We start from the raw sequence: 15881 nt of genomic DNA on the forward strand, positions 1-15881 counted from the left end.
ACCTTCCATTGGAATTTCTATAAGGTCATCACAAGCATGCCGTAATTCATCTGTAATTCCTTCAACTTCTTCACCTAATAAAAGAACGGTTTTCTCGTGCGGACGGTAATCCGGAAGCATGATTGATGAGCCATCTTGTTCTAGGCCTACAATCCGAAAACCTGCGTTTCGTAGCGATTCTAGATCAAGTGTCTCTTGGTACTCAAACGGTACTATTGCTTCTGCGCCAAGTGCGGTTTTATGTATTTGCGCAGTTAATTTATTGGAAATATGAGGTAAGCGGGTATCGTTCTTTACGGATGGATACGGCGTGTATCCGCTTAAGATGATTTTAGACACGCCAAATCCTTCACTAGTACGAAAAATCGCACCGACATTATGGGTCGATCGAATATTATGCGCAATTACCACAATTTCAGACATTACATCAATTGTACCACTATAAAATCCATAAGCTTTTTGCTATAGTCAATAGGTAATGGACGAAGACAAAATTCAGCAGCGTCGCCGCGAACAAGATGAAAAAGCAACCCGTGAACGCGCGGCTATTTTAGGCATTCAATACCTCGATACGCGCGAAATAGAAAACAGCTTGCCACTTACGAAAGACATTGTTTCTGTTCCTGATATGTACAAGGGGCACATCATTCCTCTTACGATGGGAAGTGAGGAAGCTATCTATCGTTTTGGAGTTACCAGCCAAACTCCTCAGTCGTTGATTCAAAAAATGGCGACGGACTATAATGACGAAGGTAAAACAACACAATTTCTTTTGATTAGCGGTAGTGGGTTTAGGTCATTCATGTTGCGCTACGATCCACCAAAACAGGTTATTTATGACGACATTCAGATTGCCAAAGAGGGCGATAGCGATACGATAGCAGAAGTCAGCAAAACATTAAATTCTGTTGGTAGCGACCTTGTTTTTGATTATTTGATCGATCAAGCGGATCGATTGGGCGCAAGCGATATTCACATCGAGAATGAGCGCACCGATATTAGAATTCGTATGCGTATTGATGGCGCCTTACACCCTGTTGCGCAGCTTGAAAAAGACCGCTATCGCGTTATCATGGGTGCGCTTGCATCCAGGGCGAACATTTCAACCGCGGCAACCGATCCTCAGTCGGGACATATGCAAAAAGAAATTACACGCAGTGGTGCAACCCACCTTCTGAACCTGCGTGTCGAGACAGTGCCGACGATGTACGGGCAGGACGCAGTATTACGTCTGTTTAACTTTGATGAGAGTCTGTTGAATCTAGATCACCTCAGTATTCCTGAAAAACAACGTCACGAAATTGATGAAGTCATTAGCCATCCTCGTGGAATGGTGCTGATGGTTGGACCGACTGGTTCGGGTAAATCGACCACTCTTTACAGCATGTTAAACGCGCTTAATACCCCTGACCGTAAACTCATTACGCTAGAAGATCCAATCGAATACGGCCTGACGGGTATTTCACAGATTCCAATTGATACGACAGGTGGAAAAAGTTTTGCCGATGGACTGCGTGCGGTGCTCCGACTGGACCCTGATGTCGTGATGGTTGGTGAGATTCGCGACCAAGACACGGCCCGGACGGCTATCCAGGCTTCAATTACGGGGCACTTGGTGCTTTCTAGCTTTCACGCTAACTCAACCAGCGCAGCTTTTAGCCGCATGATTGACCTTATCGGGGTTAACCCTATCTTTAGTTCGGCAATTCGTCTTGTGATTGCACAGCGGTTAGTGCGACGACTGTATGATTCAACGAAAGAAGAATACGAACCGGACGAAGCAACTAAGAACTATGTTAGGAAAGCCCTTGAAAACCTTCCGGAGGGCACCGACAAGCCAAACCTGGATAACTTCAAGCTATGGCGGCCAAAGCCTAGCGAGGACGCTCCATTTGGGTATAAGGGTCGTATTGTCATTATGGAACAGATGGTTGTTGATGAAGAAATTCAAAAGTACCTTCGTGGTGATGTTAAAGATATTCACACCGAAGCAATTGAAAAAACAGCGACTGACGGTGGCATGCTAACGCTTTTGCAAGTAGGTGTACTTGCAGCTCTTCGAGGTGAAACAACCCTGGAAGAAATAAATCGCGTTATATAAAAATTATTGTATAGTAGGGATATGGATAAAATCCTCTATATCGGTGGTGTAGCCAGTAACTCATATCAGATCAATAGGGTATCACGGGAGCTTTCTGATCATTATGGTCTTAACGTCATAGGTCTATCTTTTAGCGAAGCGCAAAAAGATCAGGCATTGGTCGCAAGATTAGCCGCCGAATGTTTGGTTATTACCCATGCTGCCGGTATGTTGATGTTAAAATATGTCACCCCCAAAGAGCTCATTGCCGTTGCTCCCCCTATGCCAATCGGCGCACTACGCCTAATACGGAGGAACATTCCTAAAACACTTGCTCTTAACAAAAGCCATGAAAAGCTACCTGAAAGACGTGAAAAAATTCGTCAATACAACCTGCATGCATTAAAAGAACATCTCACCAGGCCTATTTATAATGTGTTTCAAATCGGTAAGATCAGCGCGTTTAATGCTGCTCAAGAAGCGGTGACAATGGTAACAAACGGATCAAAAGTGACTCTTTGCTTTATGGATAATGAGCTTATTTTTCGAAACTCTGCAGACCACCACCATGTTGGAATCGCCAAAGAGCAGGGCGTAATCGTCCATGATAGCGTTAGCGGGCATCACGACGAATTCTTACTATACCCCTTGGATGTACTTAGGCAGATTAATCGACTATAACTCTTGCAATAGCGGGGACTAATCTTTCGTCGAATACCGATGGGATGATATGTTCGGCGTCTACATCATCGACAAGGCTTGCGATAGCTTCGGCTGCGGCAATTTTATGCTGGTCGGTGATCTTTTTTACTCCGTTATCCAGCGCTCCGCGAAAGATACCAGGAAAAGCTGTCGCATTGTTCACTTGGTTTGGGAAATCGCTTCGTCCGGTAGCTATAACCGCAACACCTGCTTCTTTAGCATCGTCAGGCATGATTTCCGGTGTTGGATTAGCCATAGCAAACACGACAGGCTTATCGGCCATCCTTTTGATCATTTCTTTCGTGAGGAGCCCAGGTTTGCTGACGCCGATAAAAATATCCGCATCGGTGATCGCGTCATCTAACGAGCCAGAAGTAGACCCGTCAACATATTCAAGAAGCATTTTTTTCTCATCGTTTAAATCTACACGATCACTACTGATGACACCTTTACTATCAACAGCAACGATTTGCGGCTGCGCATATAGGTGAAGCAGTTTTGTGATAGCTGTACCGGCAGCGCCCGCGCCAATAATGACGATTTTTGTCTCGGCTAAATTCTTACCGACGACTTTCATTGCATTAATAAGTCCGGCGAGAGTGACAATGGCTGTACCATGTTGGTCGTCGTGAAAAACAGGGATGTCTAACTCGGCTTTTAGACGCTCTTCGATTTCAAAACATTGTGGTGCGGCGATATCTTCTAGGTTAATTGCTCCAAAACTAGGGGCAATTGCCTTTACGGTCGCAATGATTTCATCCACGCTGTGTACATCAAGTATAATTGGCACACTGTCGATTCCCGCAAAGTGTTTAAAAAGAAGCGCTTTCCCTTCCATGACGGGCATAGAGCCTTTTGGCCCAATGTTTCCCAGGCCTAAAACGGCTGATCCGTCTGAAACAACGGCTACGAGGTTATTCGTCCAGGTGTAAACAGGCAAAAGTGACGGGTCTTCGGCGATTGCACGGCTGACCGCAGCGACTCCAGGAGTGTAGTAACTGCTTAGTTTTTCTTTAGTAAGTTCATCTTTGTCACGAAGAGTCGTGGTAATTTTTCCTTTGTATCGTTTGTGGAGTTGTAGAGCTTGTTCATCGTAATTCATAGATCTTAGTATACCAAGCAATATAAAGTAGCGCTAAACCCTTTAAAAATCCCCAGATATATGCTATAGTCAATAGCTGATTGTATTCATAAAACAGTAAAGCGAGAGAATAATGAGTTTTGCACTAATTCAAAAGGTTAACGACGAGCAGAAAAAAGCTTCTGTTGTTGACGTACGTAGCGGCGACACCGTACGCGTTCACCAAAAAATTAAAGAAGGTAACAAAGAACGTATTCAGATTTTTGAAGGCGTTGTTATCCGTACTGACAACAAGCAGTCACACACATCACGGATTACCGTTCGTAAGATCGCTAGCGGTGTTGGCGTTGAAAAGAGTTTTCTCCTACACAGCCCACTTGTTGAAAAAGTTGAAATCGTTCGTCGTGCAAAAGTTCGCCGTAACTACCTTTCATTCCTACGTAACCGAAGCGGTAAAAGCGCTCGTCTTGTTGCGAAAAACTTTGACCGTGAAGGCGTAAACGCTGTCGAAGAAGTAAAAGAAGTAGAAGCACCAAAAGCTGCTGAATAAAAAGCATTTTCCCATAAAAACGCCCGGTCCTAGTGATCGGGCGTTTTGTTTTGCATGAAAATCTCAACAGGGGTGCTCGTAGATTAGTGGTTGCCCGCATCAGGCGGCGAGCAACCACTATTCAGTAGAGCGGTTAATTGAAATGATGAGCCAGGTAATGATAGCGCTTCCGACACCGTAAAGGAGTAACGCTATAAATACCAAAGGCGCAGTCGCCAGTAAAAGACATCCGGCTATTTTGTTCAGCCAGGTTGTCTCAAAAAACCAGGCATGCATGCTGCGATTTCCGTAGTGAAAATGGACCATCACCATATAAAGGAGGATAACGCAGGTAGCATACGCTTGAATTGCGATGACGTGTATCATCTTCTCTCCAACCTGTTGAGAGCGAGGCAAAAGCCTTAGTTTACTTATAGCACACCATGTACAATAGAAGAATGATTGTTGGGATTGACGAGGTTGGACGTGGCGCATGGGCAGGCCCGCTTGTTGTGGGTGCAGTGCTGCTAGGCAGCGAATCGATTGAAGGTCTAACTGATAGTAAGTTACTGTCTAAAAAAGCGCGCGAACGGTTAGATATCGAAATCCGGCAAAAAGCTGTAGGTGTTGGTATTGGCTGGGTGAGCGCTAAGGTAATTGATCGAATAGGGCTTTCCGAAGCGTTAAAATTAGCATCTCGTAAAGCGCTTGAGTGTATCAAAAATGAGTATCGCGAAATTATTATTGATGGGACGATAGCGTTGATTGATGATCCTAGGGTAACACTTATGAAAAAAGCCGACCTTTTAATTCCAAGCGTATCGGCTGCTTCAATCGTCGCAAAAGTAGCTAGGGATAATTATATGAAATACCTGGACGATGTATTTCCAGGGTATGAGTTTAGCGCACACGTAGGATACGGGACCGCCATGCACAGGGGTGCTATTGAAGAACTAGGTGTGACACCCATCCATCGATTATCTTTTGCACCCCTTAAGAAATATTCCGTAGTAGATGTTTCCGCGAATGAAGGGGCACGAGGCATCTCGGCGCATGTGACAAGCAAACAGATCGGCAGTAGAGGAGAAGATACCGCTGCACGCTATTTATGGCAATTGGGCCACAATGTTATTGATCGTAATTGGCGAACGAAATTCTGCGAGATTGATATTGTCTCGCAATTCGGCGATGCCGTTTATTTTACTCAAGTGAAATATCACAAAAACGACAAAGCGGGCGGAGGTCTGGCGGCGGTTACTCCTAAAAAGCAGCAACAAATGAAGTTTGCGGCGGAATACTATGCTCTTAAAAACAATCTAAAGAATACTAATTTGCGCCTAGCGGTTGTCCATGCATCTGGCGATCCGCCAAAAGTGAATACTTTTCTAGAGCTTGGCTAGTGCCGCACGCACTGCTGCCGCGTCGCGTTCAATAAGCTCGACACGACCTTCGATTTCGCTAATACCCATAGTAATAACACGGGTTAAAGCGGGCTCGTTTAACATTGGTGTAAAGAATGTACGATACTGTTCAAGTTGCTCATTGGTGACAAGGCTGGTTGCCGCATAGCGTGGAAAATCATCGTAGCTCTTGTCGCCACCAAAGGTTTGCTTGATCCATGACCAATTATCTTGGATCCATTGCCATGCTAGTTTGCGTCCGTCGCGGTTACGAATAAGCCAGACAAACCAACGAGCAACATCTTGGTGACGGACAATATCCTCGTCTTTTATTAGCCCAAGAAGCTGCACGATCTTTAGTGGATTCTTGGTTGAGGTCAACCCAAGTACGATGTCTTGTTTAAGGTCAACCGAAGATGTCTTTTTATATTCCTCTAAAAGCGTGTCAATGATGTTCTCGTCGTTGCCGTGACGAACCACAGCGCCAATAATAAGTGAACGAAGTTCAGCATCAAGCTGGTCAAGCGGGGTATTTTGGTATAGTTTGATAGCTGTTTGAATCGTGTCGGCATCTTCACCATAAAGCATCGTCCCAATGATAGTGGCGCGCATTTTGGTGTCACTTTCAGGCTCACCTTCTTTTTCTGTCCAGCCCAGACGAGCATATTGATTGCGTGCGAGGTCGGCTGCGAATCTCCGTAGTTTCTTTTCGCTTTGGTCGTCATTTTCGACGAATTTTTTAAGCTCACCGGTAGCAAGGGAAATAATATCCCACACTGCTTCAGTGTCTTCATTTCGGTACGCATCAAGAAGCAAGATTAGTTCTGCGCTGCTTACTTCACCTCCGCGTGCGAGTAATGTCTGTTCGTTCAGTAGCTGTAGCCTATCGACGGGTGTCATAGTTCCTTCTTTAATATCTGCTACAAGACGAGCAAGTGACGTGTCGTCGTAGTGCGTAATAAAGTGAGCAGAATTACCTCCGTTAAAGCGCACAGATGCTGGCTGTCGCAGGGTAATGGTTGTCTCTTGAGCTTCCAATAGCTCTGGCATTTCATTTGATGATGCATTAAGGGGGATAGGCCAAAGTTTATCAGAGGGTACGTGAGGCCCTACGAAGAATTGTTTTTGAGCTAGGTGTACTTGCCCGTCTTTATTGGTAACGTTAAGGACAGGATACCCCGACTGGGAAATCCAGGTATTCATGAAAGCTGTAATATCTTTACCGCTGGCCTTGCCTAACGCACTCCAAAGGTCGTTACCCTCGGTGTTGCCATAGGCGTGCTTGGCAAAGTAAGCTTTTAGGCCTGTTTGAAAGGCTTCGTGACCAATATACTGCTGAAGCATGCGAAGAAGCCGGGCGCCCTTGGCATACACGATTGCACCATCAAACAATGTACTAATTTCATCCGGGTGGTTGACATCAACCTGCACGGCTTGAACGCCGTCAATGCTATCGCGGCGAAGCGACATGATGCTTTCCATCGTTGCAAAATCCAACCAGACATTCCAGCTTGGTTCGAGCGCATCTACGGCAATGTATTCCATTAAAGTTGCAAAACTCTCGTTTAACCATAGGTTGTTCCACCACTTCATAGTGACAAGGTTGCCAAACCACTGGTGAGATAGTTCGTGTGCGATGACTGTGGCTATGTAATGTTTGCTGCTGACACTGGTTGTTTTGGGATCAGCTAGAAGGGCAATTTCCCTGTATGTAATTAGTCCCCAGTTTTCCATTGCGCCGCTACTAAAATCAGGAAGAGCCACATGGTCGGATTTTGGCAAAGGATACGGCGTATCGAAATACTCGTCAAAGAAATCAATTGTTCGGGTGGCAATATCTAGGGCGAAATCAAGGCTTTCAGGTGGTTGAGCTGGAGTAGCCCAGATATTTACTTCGACGCCACTTTTCGTCGAGGCAGTCTTTCTGTGCATCTCGCCAGTAACCCAGGCAAGTAAGTACGTACTCATTTTTGGTGTGGTTTCGAAACTCGTGACTAATTTTTCGTTTTCAATATTCTGCACTTTCACCGGCATATTGCCTAGAACAGTAACATTGTCTTCGGTGGTCAGAGTCACATCAAACGTTGCTTTAGCTGCTGGTTCGTCAATACAGGGAAAGACTTCACGCGCATGGTGACTTTCGAATTGAGTTGCAAGAAGTTCTTTTTTAACACCGTCGTGTTCAAAATAGCATGGGTAAAGTCCGTGCATTGCGTCAGTAATCGTACCGTTAAAAGCAATGACGACGATGTGTTTACCCTCTGCGATGTCTGGATGGGTAATGACAAGCTCATCATTATCTGCTTGTTTGAATTCTGCTTCTTTGCCGTCAAAAGTCACGGATTGAATCACTAGATCTTTGGCGTGAACGCTGATCTTATCAGCAGCGAGCACTGAAGCACCTTCAAGGGTGACGATGCCGTCAAATGTCCGTGCTTGCCGCTCTAGATTAAGTGAAAGTTGATAATGTTCGGGAACGAATTGGTCTACGAGTCGAGATACTGTCTGCATACATCTATTGTAACAAGTATAATGAGATCATGAAACGCGCTTACAAGATTAGGAGGTCAATCGCAGCTATTGTCGCGCTTGCAATTGCGGTCACTGTATTACTGACGCACCCCGACTTGTACCAACCAGCTACGACGCCCGCTACTCCTGAAATATCAAAGGCTACTGGAGAGGCAATGACTATCCTCGACCAATTAGAAGTTAAGGGCCGTGCTCCAAAAACAAACTATAGCCGCGACCAGTTTGGCGATGGATGGGAGTCAAAGCAGGGATGTGATACGCGCAACATCATTTTGCACCGCGACCTGGTGAACACTGCAACCAATACTGAGTGTAAAATAGTGAGCGGACTATTGCACGACCCGTATACAGGTAAAGACATACCGTTTGTAAGGGGCGATACAACGAGTGATGATGTTCAGATTGATCATGTCGTGGCGCTTAGTGATGCTTGGCAGACAGGTGCGCAACAATTATCCCCACAAGAACGTGTGAATTTTGCGAATGACCCGCTCGAGCTTTTAGCTGTTGACGGTCGAGCTAATCAACAAAAATCTGACGGTGATGCAGCAACGTGGCTGCCGTCAAATAAAGCCTTTCGATGTCAGTATGTAGCCAGACAAATTGCCATCAAGAAGAACTATCGGTTATGGGTGAAACAAGCCGAAAAAGACGCGATGATATACGTACTTGCAACTTGTCCTGGTCAGCTGCTGCCTACAAGCTAGGCAATTGCAACAAGTTCGATATCAAATACTAAATCTGAATTTGCAGGAATGTTTGGTGCGGGCGATTGCGATCCATAGGCCATTTCGGCAGGAATTATCAAACGGCGTGTTCCACCAACTTTCATACCAGGAACGCCTTGTTGCCAGCCTTTAATTACGCCTGTTAGCGGAAAAGTGATGGGACGGCCCATATCGTGCGAGCTTTGGAAAATAGTACCATCTGAGCACAGTGCGCCAGTATAATGAGCGGTAATTGTTGCTCCTGCCGGTACTTCATCGCCAGTACCTTCGACAGTGTCTAAAATTTCTAATTGTGTTGCTGATTTAACTGGTGCAAAACCAGTTAAATTTGTGCCTTCAAGTTGGGGTTGTTTGTCAGAATCCATGCTTCTAGTTTAGCACCAAGCTGATGATGTACGGTAAAATAGAGGTAGGAGGTAATAGTAATGACTGTACAAAGTTCACGACAAGATGCAAATTCGTATCGTACGAGTGCCCAGTCTAAGCGCGATGAAGCGGCACAGCATATCCAATCCGCCGCAAACAGTACCGCAGCCGGTAATGCTAATAATGCTCAAAGCGAAAATAACCGGGCAAACCAACTCAATACGGAAGCTGCCAACTTGGAACAAAAGGCTATGCAGATTGAGCGAGAAGCTCAGAATCAAGAGCAAAAAGCCAATAAAATCGAAGAACAAAAACAGGCATTACTAAAGCAGGCAAATCAGCTCGAGGATCAGAAAAATCAAATACTCGGAAATGGCAATTCTAATCCGCTAATTTAATAATGTAATAATGCTAGAATCATTTGATTTTTTGCGAAAATCTGCCCCAAAAGCTGCCGAAAGGCTGCTGGGCTGCCAACTTGAAGCTGAGGTGAATGGCCAACGGGCAGCTGTTAGGATTGTCGAGACCGAAGCCTACGATCAGACGGACGCAGCAAGCCATAGCTATAATGGCCGGACTAAGCGGACTGATATTATGTTTGCTCCTGCCGGCCATCTATATGTATATTTCACCTATGGAATGCATTATTGCTGCAATATTGTCGTTGGCGAAGAAGGATACGGGGCGGCAGTTTTAATTCGTGCTGTCGAGCCTGTAGAGGGTGAAGATGAACTTATTAAAAACCGTGACGGCAAAGGTGGTGTTGAAATTACGAATGGGCCGGCAAAGTTATGCCAAGCACTAGGTATTAATAAACGGATGAACGGGCACGATTTATCCAAAAAACCTTTAAGATTGCTGCCTTTGCCGGCGCTAGTTGAAAAAGATATTATAACGACAACTCGTGTCGGAATTAGCAAGGCAAAAGATGTCAAATGGCGCTTCTATATCAGGGGTAATTCATATATTTCAAAAAAGTAGCTGAAAAAGCTTGACGATGTTACATAAAAGGCGTATAACATCTAAAGACCCCTGCACCAACCGCAGTAACAACTACGATTGCACGGAAGGATCAGTTGATGAAGACGGACTTGAGGTTGCCCGCGGGTAGTTGGCTCATCAAGCAGCACGGATCGTTGCCTACGACCCGCCATCTCCGACTGGGCACATCGCCTGGAACGACGCCCACTACGCCCACCGCGACGGGCACGAGCTCTCGCTGATTCCTTGCACGAGGCCTACCCCATTCGGGGCGCTACCCGCTCACCTCCCTGTAACTCGGGAGGTGAGCGGTGGCGAACTTAACTATTGCTAAAAAAACTGACGTGAATTATAATAATGACAGTACATTTCCGGCCGGCAGGTCGGAATTTTTGTTAGAAGATGCATTAAATTTGTGAAAAGGAGAAAATAAAATGGAAGACATTAACATTAAACAACTTACCCTAGCGGTTCGAACAATCGCTGAGGAAAAAAACCTACCAGAAGAAGTAGTTCTATCTGTTATTGAACAAGCAATCGCAGCTGCATGGCGTCGAGACAACGGTGAGCGCGATCAGGAAGTTCGTGCCGAACTAAATGTTAACGACGGTACGGCAAACGTATATGTTGCTCGTGAAGTCGTTGAAGAAGTTGGTTCTGACGCTGTTGAAATTAGCCTAGAAGACGCTCAAAAAGTTAAAAAAGACGCTGTTGTTGGCGATACTATCGAAGAAAAGCACGAAGTTGTCAGCTTTGGTCGCGTAGCCGCACAAACTGCTAAACAAGTTGTGTTACAACGCCTACGCGAAGCTGAACGCGAAGTCGTCCTAGAAGAATACGAAGACAAGATCGGTACCATCGTAACCGGTACTGTCCAGCGCGTTGAACCACGCGTTGTCCGCGTTGAACTTGGTAAAGCAACTGGTATTATTCCTCAAAGCGAACAGATCCAAGGCGAATTCTACAGCATTGGTTCACGTATCAAGGTCTTCATCAAAGATATCGAACGTGATAACCGCGGTCCACAGCTTATTCTTAGCCGTGGTAACGAAGCATTTGTTGAATTCCTCTTCCGTCAAGAAGTTCCTGAAATGGAATCTGGCGCTGTTGAAATTAAGGCTATCGCCCGTGAAGCTGGCCGTCGTACGAAGATTGCGGTTAACAGCACTGTTCCTGGTGTTGATCCAGTCGGTACATTTGTCGGTGGTCACGGAACACGTGTTCAGGCTGTCATGAACGAAATTGGCGATCAAGAAAAGATCGACATTGTTACGTTTAGTGATAACGCCGAACAATTTATTCGTAACGCACTTAGCCCAGCCGAAGTAGCTAGGGTTGAAATCGACGAAGCCGCAAAGCGTGCAAAGGTGTTTGTGAACGAAGATCAGCAATCAATTGCAATTGGTCGCGGTGGTCAAAACGTTCGCCTAGCAAGCCGTCTAGCTGGTTACGAACTTGATATCGAAGCGACTCAGCCTACTGCTGAAAAAACCGCAGAGCCAAAAGCTCCTAAGAAGAACATCGAAGACAGCCTATTAAGCGCCGTCGAAGAATCAACTGAAGAATAGTTGATAATCTCCATCTCTATTCTAAAATTCGCTTATGAAGATTAGAATAGAGGCATGACATTAGCAAAAAAACTCCAGCTGTTTTCTTGGGCTTTAGGCATTGCCGTAGTCGTACTGGCCTTAATCGCATGGGCACAGGTGAGGCTAACGGGTAGACCACTTACGCCTTATGATTTTTTCCCAGTGCTAGGACTTTCAGCGTTTGGTTTGATGTGGACACACTACGTAGTTGGTAGCGCCAGACGTTTGACTGGCGCGCCTGCCGAAGCACTGCGACAATACCTTGCCGTCACAAGGGCAATTGTCTTTGTTTTGATCTTGCTTCATCCGGGAATCTTTTTAGTAAGTTTGTGGATTGATGGATTTGGGCTTCCGCCCTTTAGCTACTGGGAGCTATATACGGATTTGGCTGCTCGAACGGCACTGTTGCTGGGGAGTATAAGCCTAGTTATATTTTTGGCATTCGAACTTCGCCGTAAATTTCAGTTAACCCCGTGGTGGAAATATGTAGAGTATGCCAATATAGCTGCTATGTTTGCAATTTTGTATCACGGGCTAACACTAGGCGCCGAACTTGGCCTATTTTGGTTTAGGACAATATGGTTTGTGTACGCGCTTACGCTTGTGGCTGCCGTGGTGTATAATCAGATTGAAAAGAGGAGGGCTACACATGAATAAAAAGACAACCATCTGGATAGTCGTGCTACTAATTATCGTCGCAGGCGCTGGGGCGTGGGTATACGGTGCCACTAAATCAGCTGATACAACATCAACGGCGCATGAAGATGATCAGAGCCATGCTGCTACTGATTCTCAGAGTGACACATCAGATACGGCAGTGACCGCTGCTACCATTACTGCTACAAATGACGGTTTTACCCCTAATACGGTGACAGTGAAAAAAGGCCAGTCAATTAAAATTGTTAATAATTCATCATCACCAATAGAATTTTCATCGGCTGATCACCCGACCCATTTAGAAGATCCCGAGCTAAATATGGCGACGTTGAAGCCAGGCGAGTCTGGCACGGTGACTCCTGAAAAGGTTGGCACGCATGGATATCACGATCACCTGCATGCAGATCACACGGGTTCAATTACAGTTACGGAATAAAAATCTAAATAGAATTAAAACCGCCCTCATTTGTAGGGCGGTTTTAATTTAGTTTGCAGACTTGTCTTTTTTAGGTTTTCGGACTTCTCTGCCTTTTTTACGGCCACCATCTGGCATAATTTGATCTCCTGTGACTTCTTAGCGCTTGTGTTTCCATTGTAACATTGAAATTGAATAGGAAGTAAATTTGAAGTAATTATAATAATAAACTAAAATTGCAAGAGGCTACTATCACCGACCCGAAGGAGCCTACTGATGTTCATGACAATGAGTGCTACTGTCGCGATTGCCGGATTCGTTCTAGCAGGAGCGGCTTCGTGCGAGGGAGACAACACGACCACGCCAAGCCCCGCTGTGACGCAACCTGCGCCAAAGGACGACAAGTCGGCCAATATTGTGGGCACGTTGACCTGCGAAGGCGAAAACCCAGATCCGCAAAGTGTCACAATAGGAACGTATCCGCATGATGCCGTAACACTGTACAACGACAAAGACCCGATCCGCCTGAAGTTCTCCATTAAGATGGAGAGCGGAGAGAAGTACAGCGTCCACTACTCCTGTGGCGACTCGGGTACTGCGGCATGTCCATCAGTAGATGGCTCATCACACACATTTCTCCTTAACGAGAAAGGTGTGTGCGAGGAGGTGAAATAGTGCCAAAAATGCTGCTACCCTGTGTATTACGACTGGGTAGCAGCAAGGCTCATGTTTATTTGACGTAGTATACAACACTTACTTGGTAGGATAGATCGTTCTCGCCGGGCTGTAGCGACAATTTACTTGGCTGGATCGAATCACTAGATACCCCCTCGCGTAGCATAGGATATACTCCACCAAAGTTGCCTCCATCATTTACAGACTTAATTTCACCCAGATTAAATCCTAGGTTCTTTGCGGATTGTTCTGCTTTAGACCTTGCTTCTTTAGTAGCGTCGTCGCGTGCTTTGCCTTCAAGTTCCTTGCGCTTTGCGTCGCTAAACGCTAATTGTGGTGAAATGGCGCCAGTCGGAGAGGTATCTACAAGGTAATCCTGTACCTTTTGGGCTAGATCCTTATCATTGACCGTTACCGTTAGACGCAATGTGTAAGTTGGCGTAGAAGAATCCTCTTTGTTATAGATAGGATAATCATAGCCGTCAGAGTTAGTTTTGATTTTGTTATCGGCAACACCCAGGTCTTTGAGTTTCTTAACAATTTCTTCACTTTTCTTCGTAAGGTCGCCAAGAGCAGCTGCTTTATCTGCATTCTGGAAATCATATGACGGCGCGAAGACAAATTCATCCGGTACTGCTGTTACTTTTGCCTCACCTGTCACATCGATAGTACGTGATTTGGCGTCAATACGGGGCTCCCATGGCCTCCAAAGAAGCAACATGGCAATAATGATCACGACAAGAAGGCCGATAATCATACGGTAATCTAATTTGAGAGTGAGCGCGTCCTTGGACTTTTTAGCAGATACATCTGATTCCATTGTCGATAACTCCTTATGCTAGTTACGCTTATGGTAGCAGATCCAGGTTTAGTTGTAAAAATCGCATATCCCATTGACGTGTTTATGGTTACGAGCGCTATAATAAAGAAGGTCATGTGAGTACTGGTGGAGAACCTTTTTACGTACAGGCCTATTTAAACAAATAGTTGATACACACACTGGCTTTAAACAGCAAAGCGTCCCTGTCTAACTACATATTCAATCGCTACTTCAGACCCTAAACAGACATTAGGCGGTAATGTTCTGCAGTCTCGTAGCTTACTCATAAATCCGCAGCTGACCGATTTTCTTGTTGTCAGTTTTTTTATTTATAAAATTCACACAATCACCACTTAGGAGTAAGAATATGACAAAAACTATCACTATTAACAGTCCAGTCGCCGTAACCGCAATGGGCTTTGGCCGCGGAATGCGAGCATACCCTCGCCGAATTGAGTTTGGAGGCACAACCTACAACTTCATCGACGCAGGATTGCGTATGCTTATAGGAAAAGGGCAAAACCAAGCCCAGATCCTAACGATGAGCGACGGTGCTCATGATTATCACCTACGAAGCGATAATCACGGGGGTAGCTGGACGCTTCTAACTATCAGTTAGGGGAAAGTGAATGAGCAAAAGAGGGTCTATCTAGGCCCTCTTTTTGTATGGGGAAAGTGCTATAATAAAGGTACAATAATAAATCCAAAGGAGGGGTTCATATGAATATCATTGGATGGATTGTACTAGGTGGACTTGCGGGGTGGGTGGCCTCGATGATCATGGGCAATAACGCCCAGCAGGGGCTACTCGGTAATATCATTGTCGGTATTATCGGAGCATTCATAGGTGGATTCGTCGTCAGTCTATTTGGCACCGAAGGCGTAACGGGCTTCAATATTTGGAGCTTCGTCGTAGCGGTACTCGGTGCGGTTATTGCACTCTGGATCGTTAAAATGGCTCGCGGCGGCAGTAAAACGACAACTGTCTAATACTAACAAAGCGACAACAAGAACTCCGCCCCAATTCGGGGCGGAGTTCTTGTTATAATAGAAGTACAAGTAGAAGACTAAACGGAGGAAATTATCATGCCATTTAACTCTACGAACGACTTGCCTGATTCGGTCAAAAATGTCCTTCCGGATCATGCGCAGGACATCTATAAAGAAGCGTTCAATAGCGCTTACGACCAGTATAAAGATCCTGATGAAAGACGCGACGATGCTAGCCGTGAGGAAGTAGCACACAGGGTAGCATGGAATGCGGTCAAACAGAAATACGAAAAAGGCGCGGATGATAAGTGGCATGAAAAGGATTCATAGAGACCA

19 protein-coding genes and 1 pseudogene are annotated in these 15881 nt (G+C 45.5%); 14 read left to right on the forward strand and 6 right to left on the reverse strand.

Annotated features, from left to right (window positions below):
* A partial coding sequence (locus tag VK497_00560; GenBank protein HMI08874.1) for a TrmH family RNA methyltransferase occupies positions 1-423 on the reverse strand: 423 nt, incomplete at its 3' end.
* A gap of 55 nt (positions 424-478) precedes the next feature.
* Between VK497_00560 and VK497_00565 the strand changes: the two genes are divergently transcribed.
* Complete coding sequence (locus tag VK497_00565; protein HMI08875.1) at positions 479-2101, forward strand: GspE/PulE family protein; 1623 nt, start codon at positions 479-481, stop codon at positions 2099-2101.
* Positions 2102-2122: 21 nt separating this feature from the next.
* The gene (locus tag VK497_00570) at positions 2123-2761 is read left to right on the forward strand and encodes a hypothetical protein (protein HMI08876.1); all 639 of its coding nucleotides are present in this window, start codon (positions 2123-2125) and stop codon (positions 2759-2761) included.
* Here VK497_00570 and VK497_00575 read toward each other — a convergent pair.
* Complete coding sequence (locus tag VK497_00575; protein HMI08877.1) at positions 2748-3884, reverse strand: NADP-dependent malic enzyme; 1137 nt, start codon at positions 3882-3884, stop codon at positions 2748-2750. The genes VK497_00570 and VK497_00575 overlap by 14 nt on opposite strands.
* A 112-nt stretch (positions 3885-3996) precedes the next feature.
* On the opposite strand from VK497_00575, the pseudogene rplS reads away from it, so the two are divergent.
* A pseudogene (gene rplS, locus VK497_00580) lies at positions 3997-4332 on the forward strand (50S ribosomal protein L19).
* Positions 4333-4530: 198 nt separating this feature from the next.
* Here rplS and VK497_00585 read toward each other — a convergent pair.
* On the reverse strand, positions 4531-4779 hold the full coding sequence (locus VK497_00585; GenBank protein ID HMI08878.1) for a hypothetical protein: 249 nt from the start codon (positions 4777-4779) through the stop codon (positions 4531-4533).
* A gap of 71 nt (positions 4780-4850) precedes the next feature.
* On the opposite strand from VK497_00585, the gene VK497_00590 reads away from it, so the two are divergent.
* Positions 4851-5792 (forward strand): ribonuclease HII, encoded by a 942-nt coding sequence (locus tag VK497_00590; GenBank protein HMI08879.1) that lies wholly within the window; start codon positions 4851-4853, stop codon positions 5790-5792.
* Here VK497_00590 and VK497_00595 read toward each other — a convergent pair.
* Positions 5778-8303, reverse strand: a complete 2526-nt coding sequence (locus tag VK497_00595) for a M1 family metallopeptidase (GenBank protein ID HMI08880.1) — start codon at positions 8301-8303, stop codon at positions 5778-5780. The genes VK497_00590 and VK497_00595 overlap by 15 nt on opposite strands.
* 29 nt (positions 8304-8332) lie before the next feature.
* On the opposite strand from VK497_00595, the gene VK497_00600 reads away from it, so the two are divergent.
* Entirely contained in the window at positions 8333-9031 is a 699-nt protein-coding gene (locus tag VK497_00600) for an HNH endonuclease family protein (protein HMI08881.1), read from the forward strand.
* Here the strand turns inward: VK497_00600 and VK497_00605 are convergent.
* Positions 9028-9417: an FKBP-type peptidyl-prolyl cis-trans isomerase gene (locus VK497_00605; GenBank protein ID HMI08882.1), complete on the reverse strand. Its 390-nt coding sequence runs from the start codon at positions 9415-9417 to the stop codon at positions 9028-9030. The two genes, VK497_00600 and VK497_00605, sit on opposite strands and share 4 nt — an antisense overlap.
* A 60-nt stretch (positions 9418-9477) precedes the next feature.
* Between VK497_00605 and VK497_00610 the strand changes: the two genes are divergently transcribed.
* The 6 genes from VK497_00610 (at position 9478) to VK497_00635 (ending at position 13735) form a co-directional block, all read left to right on the forward strand.
* Entirely contained in the window at positions 9478-9816 is a 339-nt protein-coding gene (locus VK497_00610) for a hypothetical protein (GenBank protein HMI08883.1), read from the forward strand.
* Between the two features lie 10 nt (positions 9817-9826).
* Positions 9827-10399, forward strand: a complete 573-nt coding sequence (locus VK497_00615) for a DNA-3-methyladenine glycosylase (GenBank protein HMI08884.1) — start codon at positions 9827-9829, stop codon at positions 10397-10399.
* A gap of 434 nt (positions 10400-10833) precedes the next feature.
* Positions 10834-11967 carry a transcription termination factor NusA gene (gene nusA / locus VK497_00620; protein ID HMI08885.1) on the forward strand — a complete coding sequence of 378 codons (1134 nt, stop codon included), beginning with the start codon at positions 10834-10836 and terminating at the stop codon, positions 11965-11967.
* A gap of 54 nt (positions 11968-12021) precedes the next feature.
* Positions 12022-12645: a hypothetical protein gene (locus tag VK497_00625; GenBank protein HMI08886.1), complete on the forward strand. Its 624-nt coding sequence runs from the start codon at positions 12022-12024 to the stop codon at positions 12643-12645.
* Positions 12638-13081, forward strand: a complete 444-nt coding sequence (locus VK497_00630; GenBank protein ID HMI08887.1) for a cupredoxin domain-containing protein — start codon at positions 12638-12640, stop codon at positions 13079-13081. Before VK497_00625 ends, VK497_00630 begins: the two co-directional genes overlap by 8 nt.
* A gap of 261 nt (positions 13082-13342) precedes the next feature.
* Positions 13343-13735, forward strand: a complete 393-nt coding sequence (locus tag VK497_00635; GenBank protein ID HMI08888.1) for a hypothetical protein — start codon at positions 13343-13345, stop codon at positions 13733-13735.
* 55 nt (positions 13736-13790) lie between these two features.
* Here VK497_00635 and VK497_00640 read toward each other — a convergent pair whose 3' ends face one another.
* Positions 13791-14555 (reverse strand): SIMPL domain-containing protein, encoded by a 765-nt coding sequence (locus VK497_00640; protein ID HMI08889.1) that lies wholly within the window; start codon positions 14553-14555, stop codon positions 13791-13793.
* 367 nt (positions 14556-14922) lie between these two features.
* Here VK497_00640 and VK497_00645 point away from each other — a divergent pair, with 367 nt between their 5' ends.
* The 3 genes from VK497_00645 (at position 14923) to chaB (ending at position 15875) form a co-directional block, all read left to right on the forward strand.
* The gene (locus VK497_00645; protein ID HMI08890.1) at positions 14923-15174 is read left to right on the forward strand and encodes a hypothetical protein; all 252 of its coding nucleotides are present in this window, start codon (positions 14923-14925) and stop codon (positions 15172-15174) included.
* A gap of 101 nt (positions 15175-15275) precedes the next feature.
* Positions 15276-15545: a GlsB/YeaQ/YmgE family stress response membrane protein gene (locus tag VK497_00650; GenBank protein HMI08891.1), complete on the forward strand. Its 270-nt coding sequence runs from the start codon at positions 15276-15278 to the stop codon at positions 15543-15545.
* 96 nt (positions 15546-15641) lie between these two features.
* The gene (gene chaB, locus VK497_00655) at positions 15642-15875 is read left to right on the forward strand and encodes a putative cation transport regulator ChaB (GenBank protein ID HMI08892.1); all 234 of its coding nucleotides are present in this window, start codon (positions 15642-15644) and stop codon (positions 15873-15875) included.
* The last annotated feature ends 6 nt before the right edge of the window (positions 15876-15881 follow it).

Source organism: Candidatus Saccharimonadales bacterium (assembly GCA_035317825.1).
Taxonomy (GTDB): Bacteria; Patescibacteriota; Saccharimonadia; order Saccharimonadales; family Saccharimonadaceae; genus DATHGB01.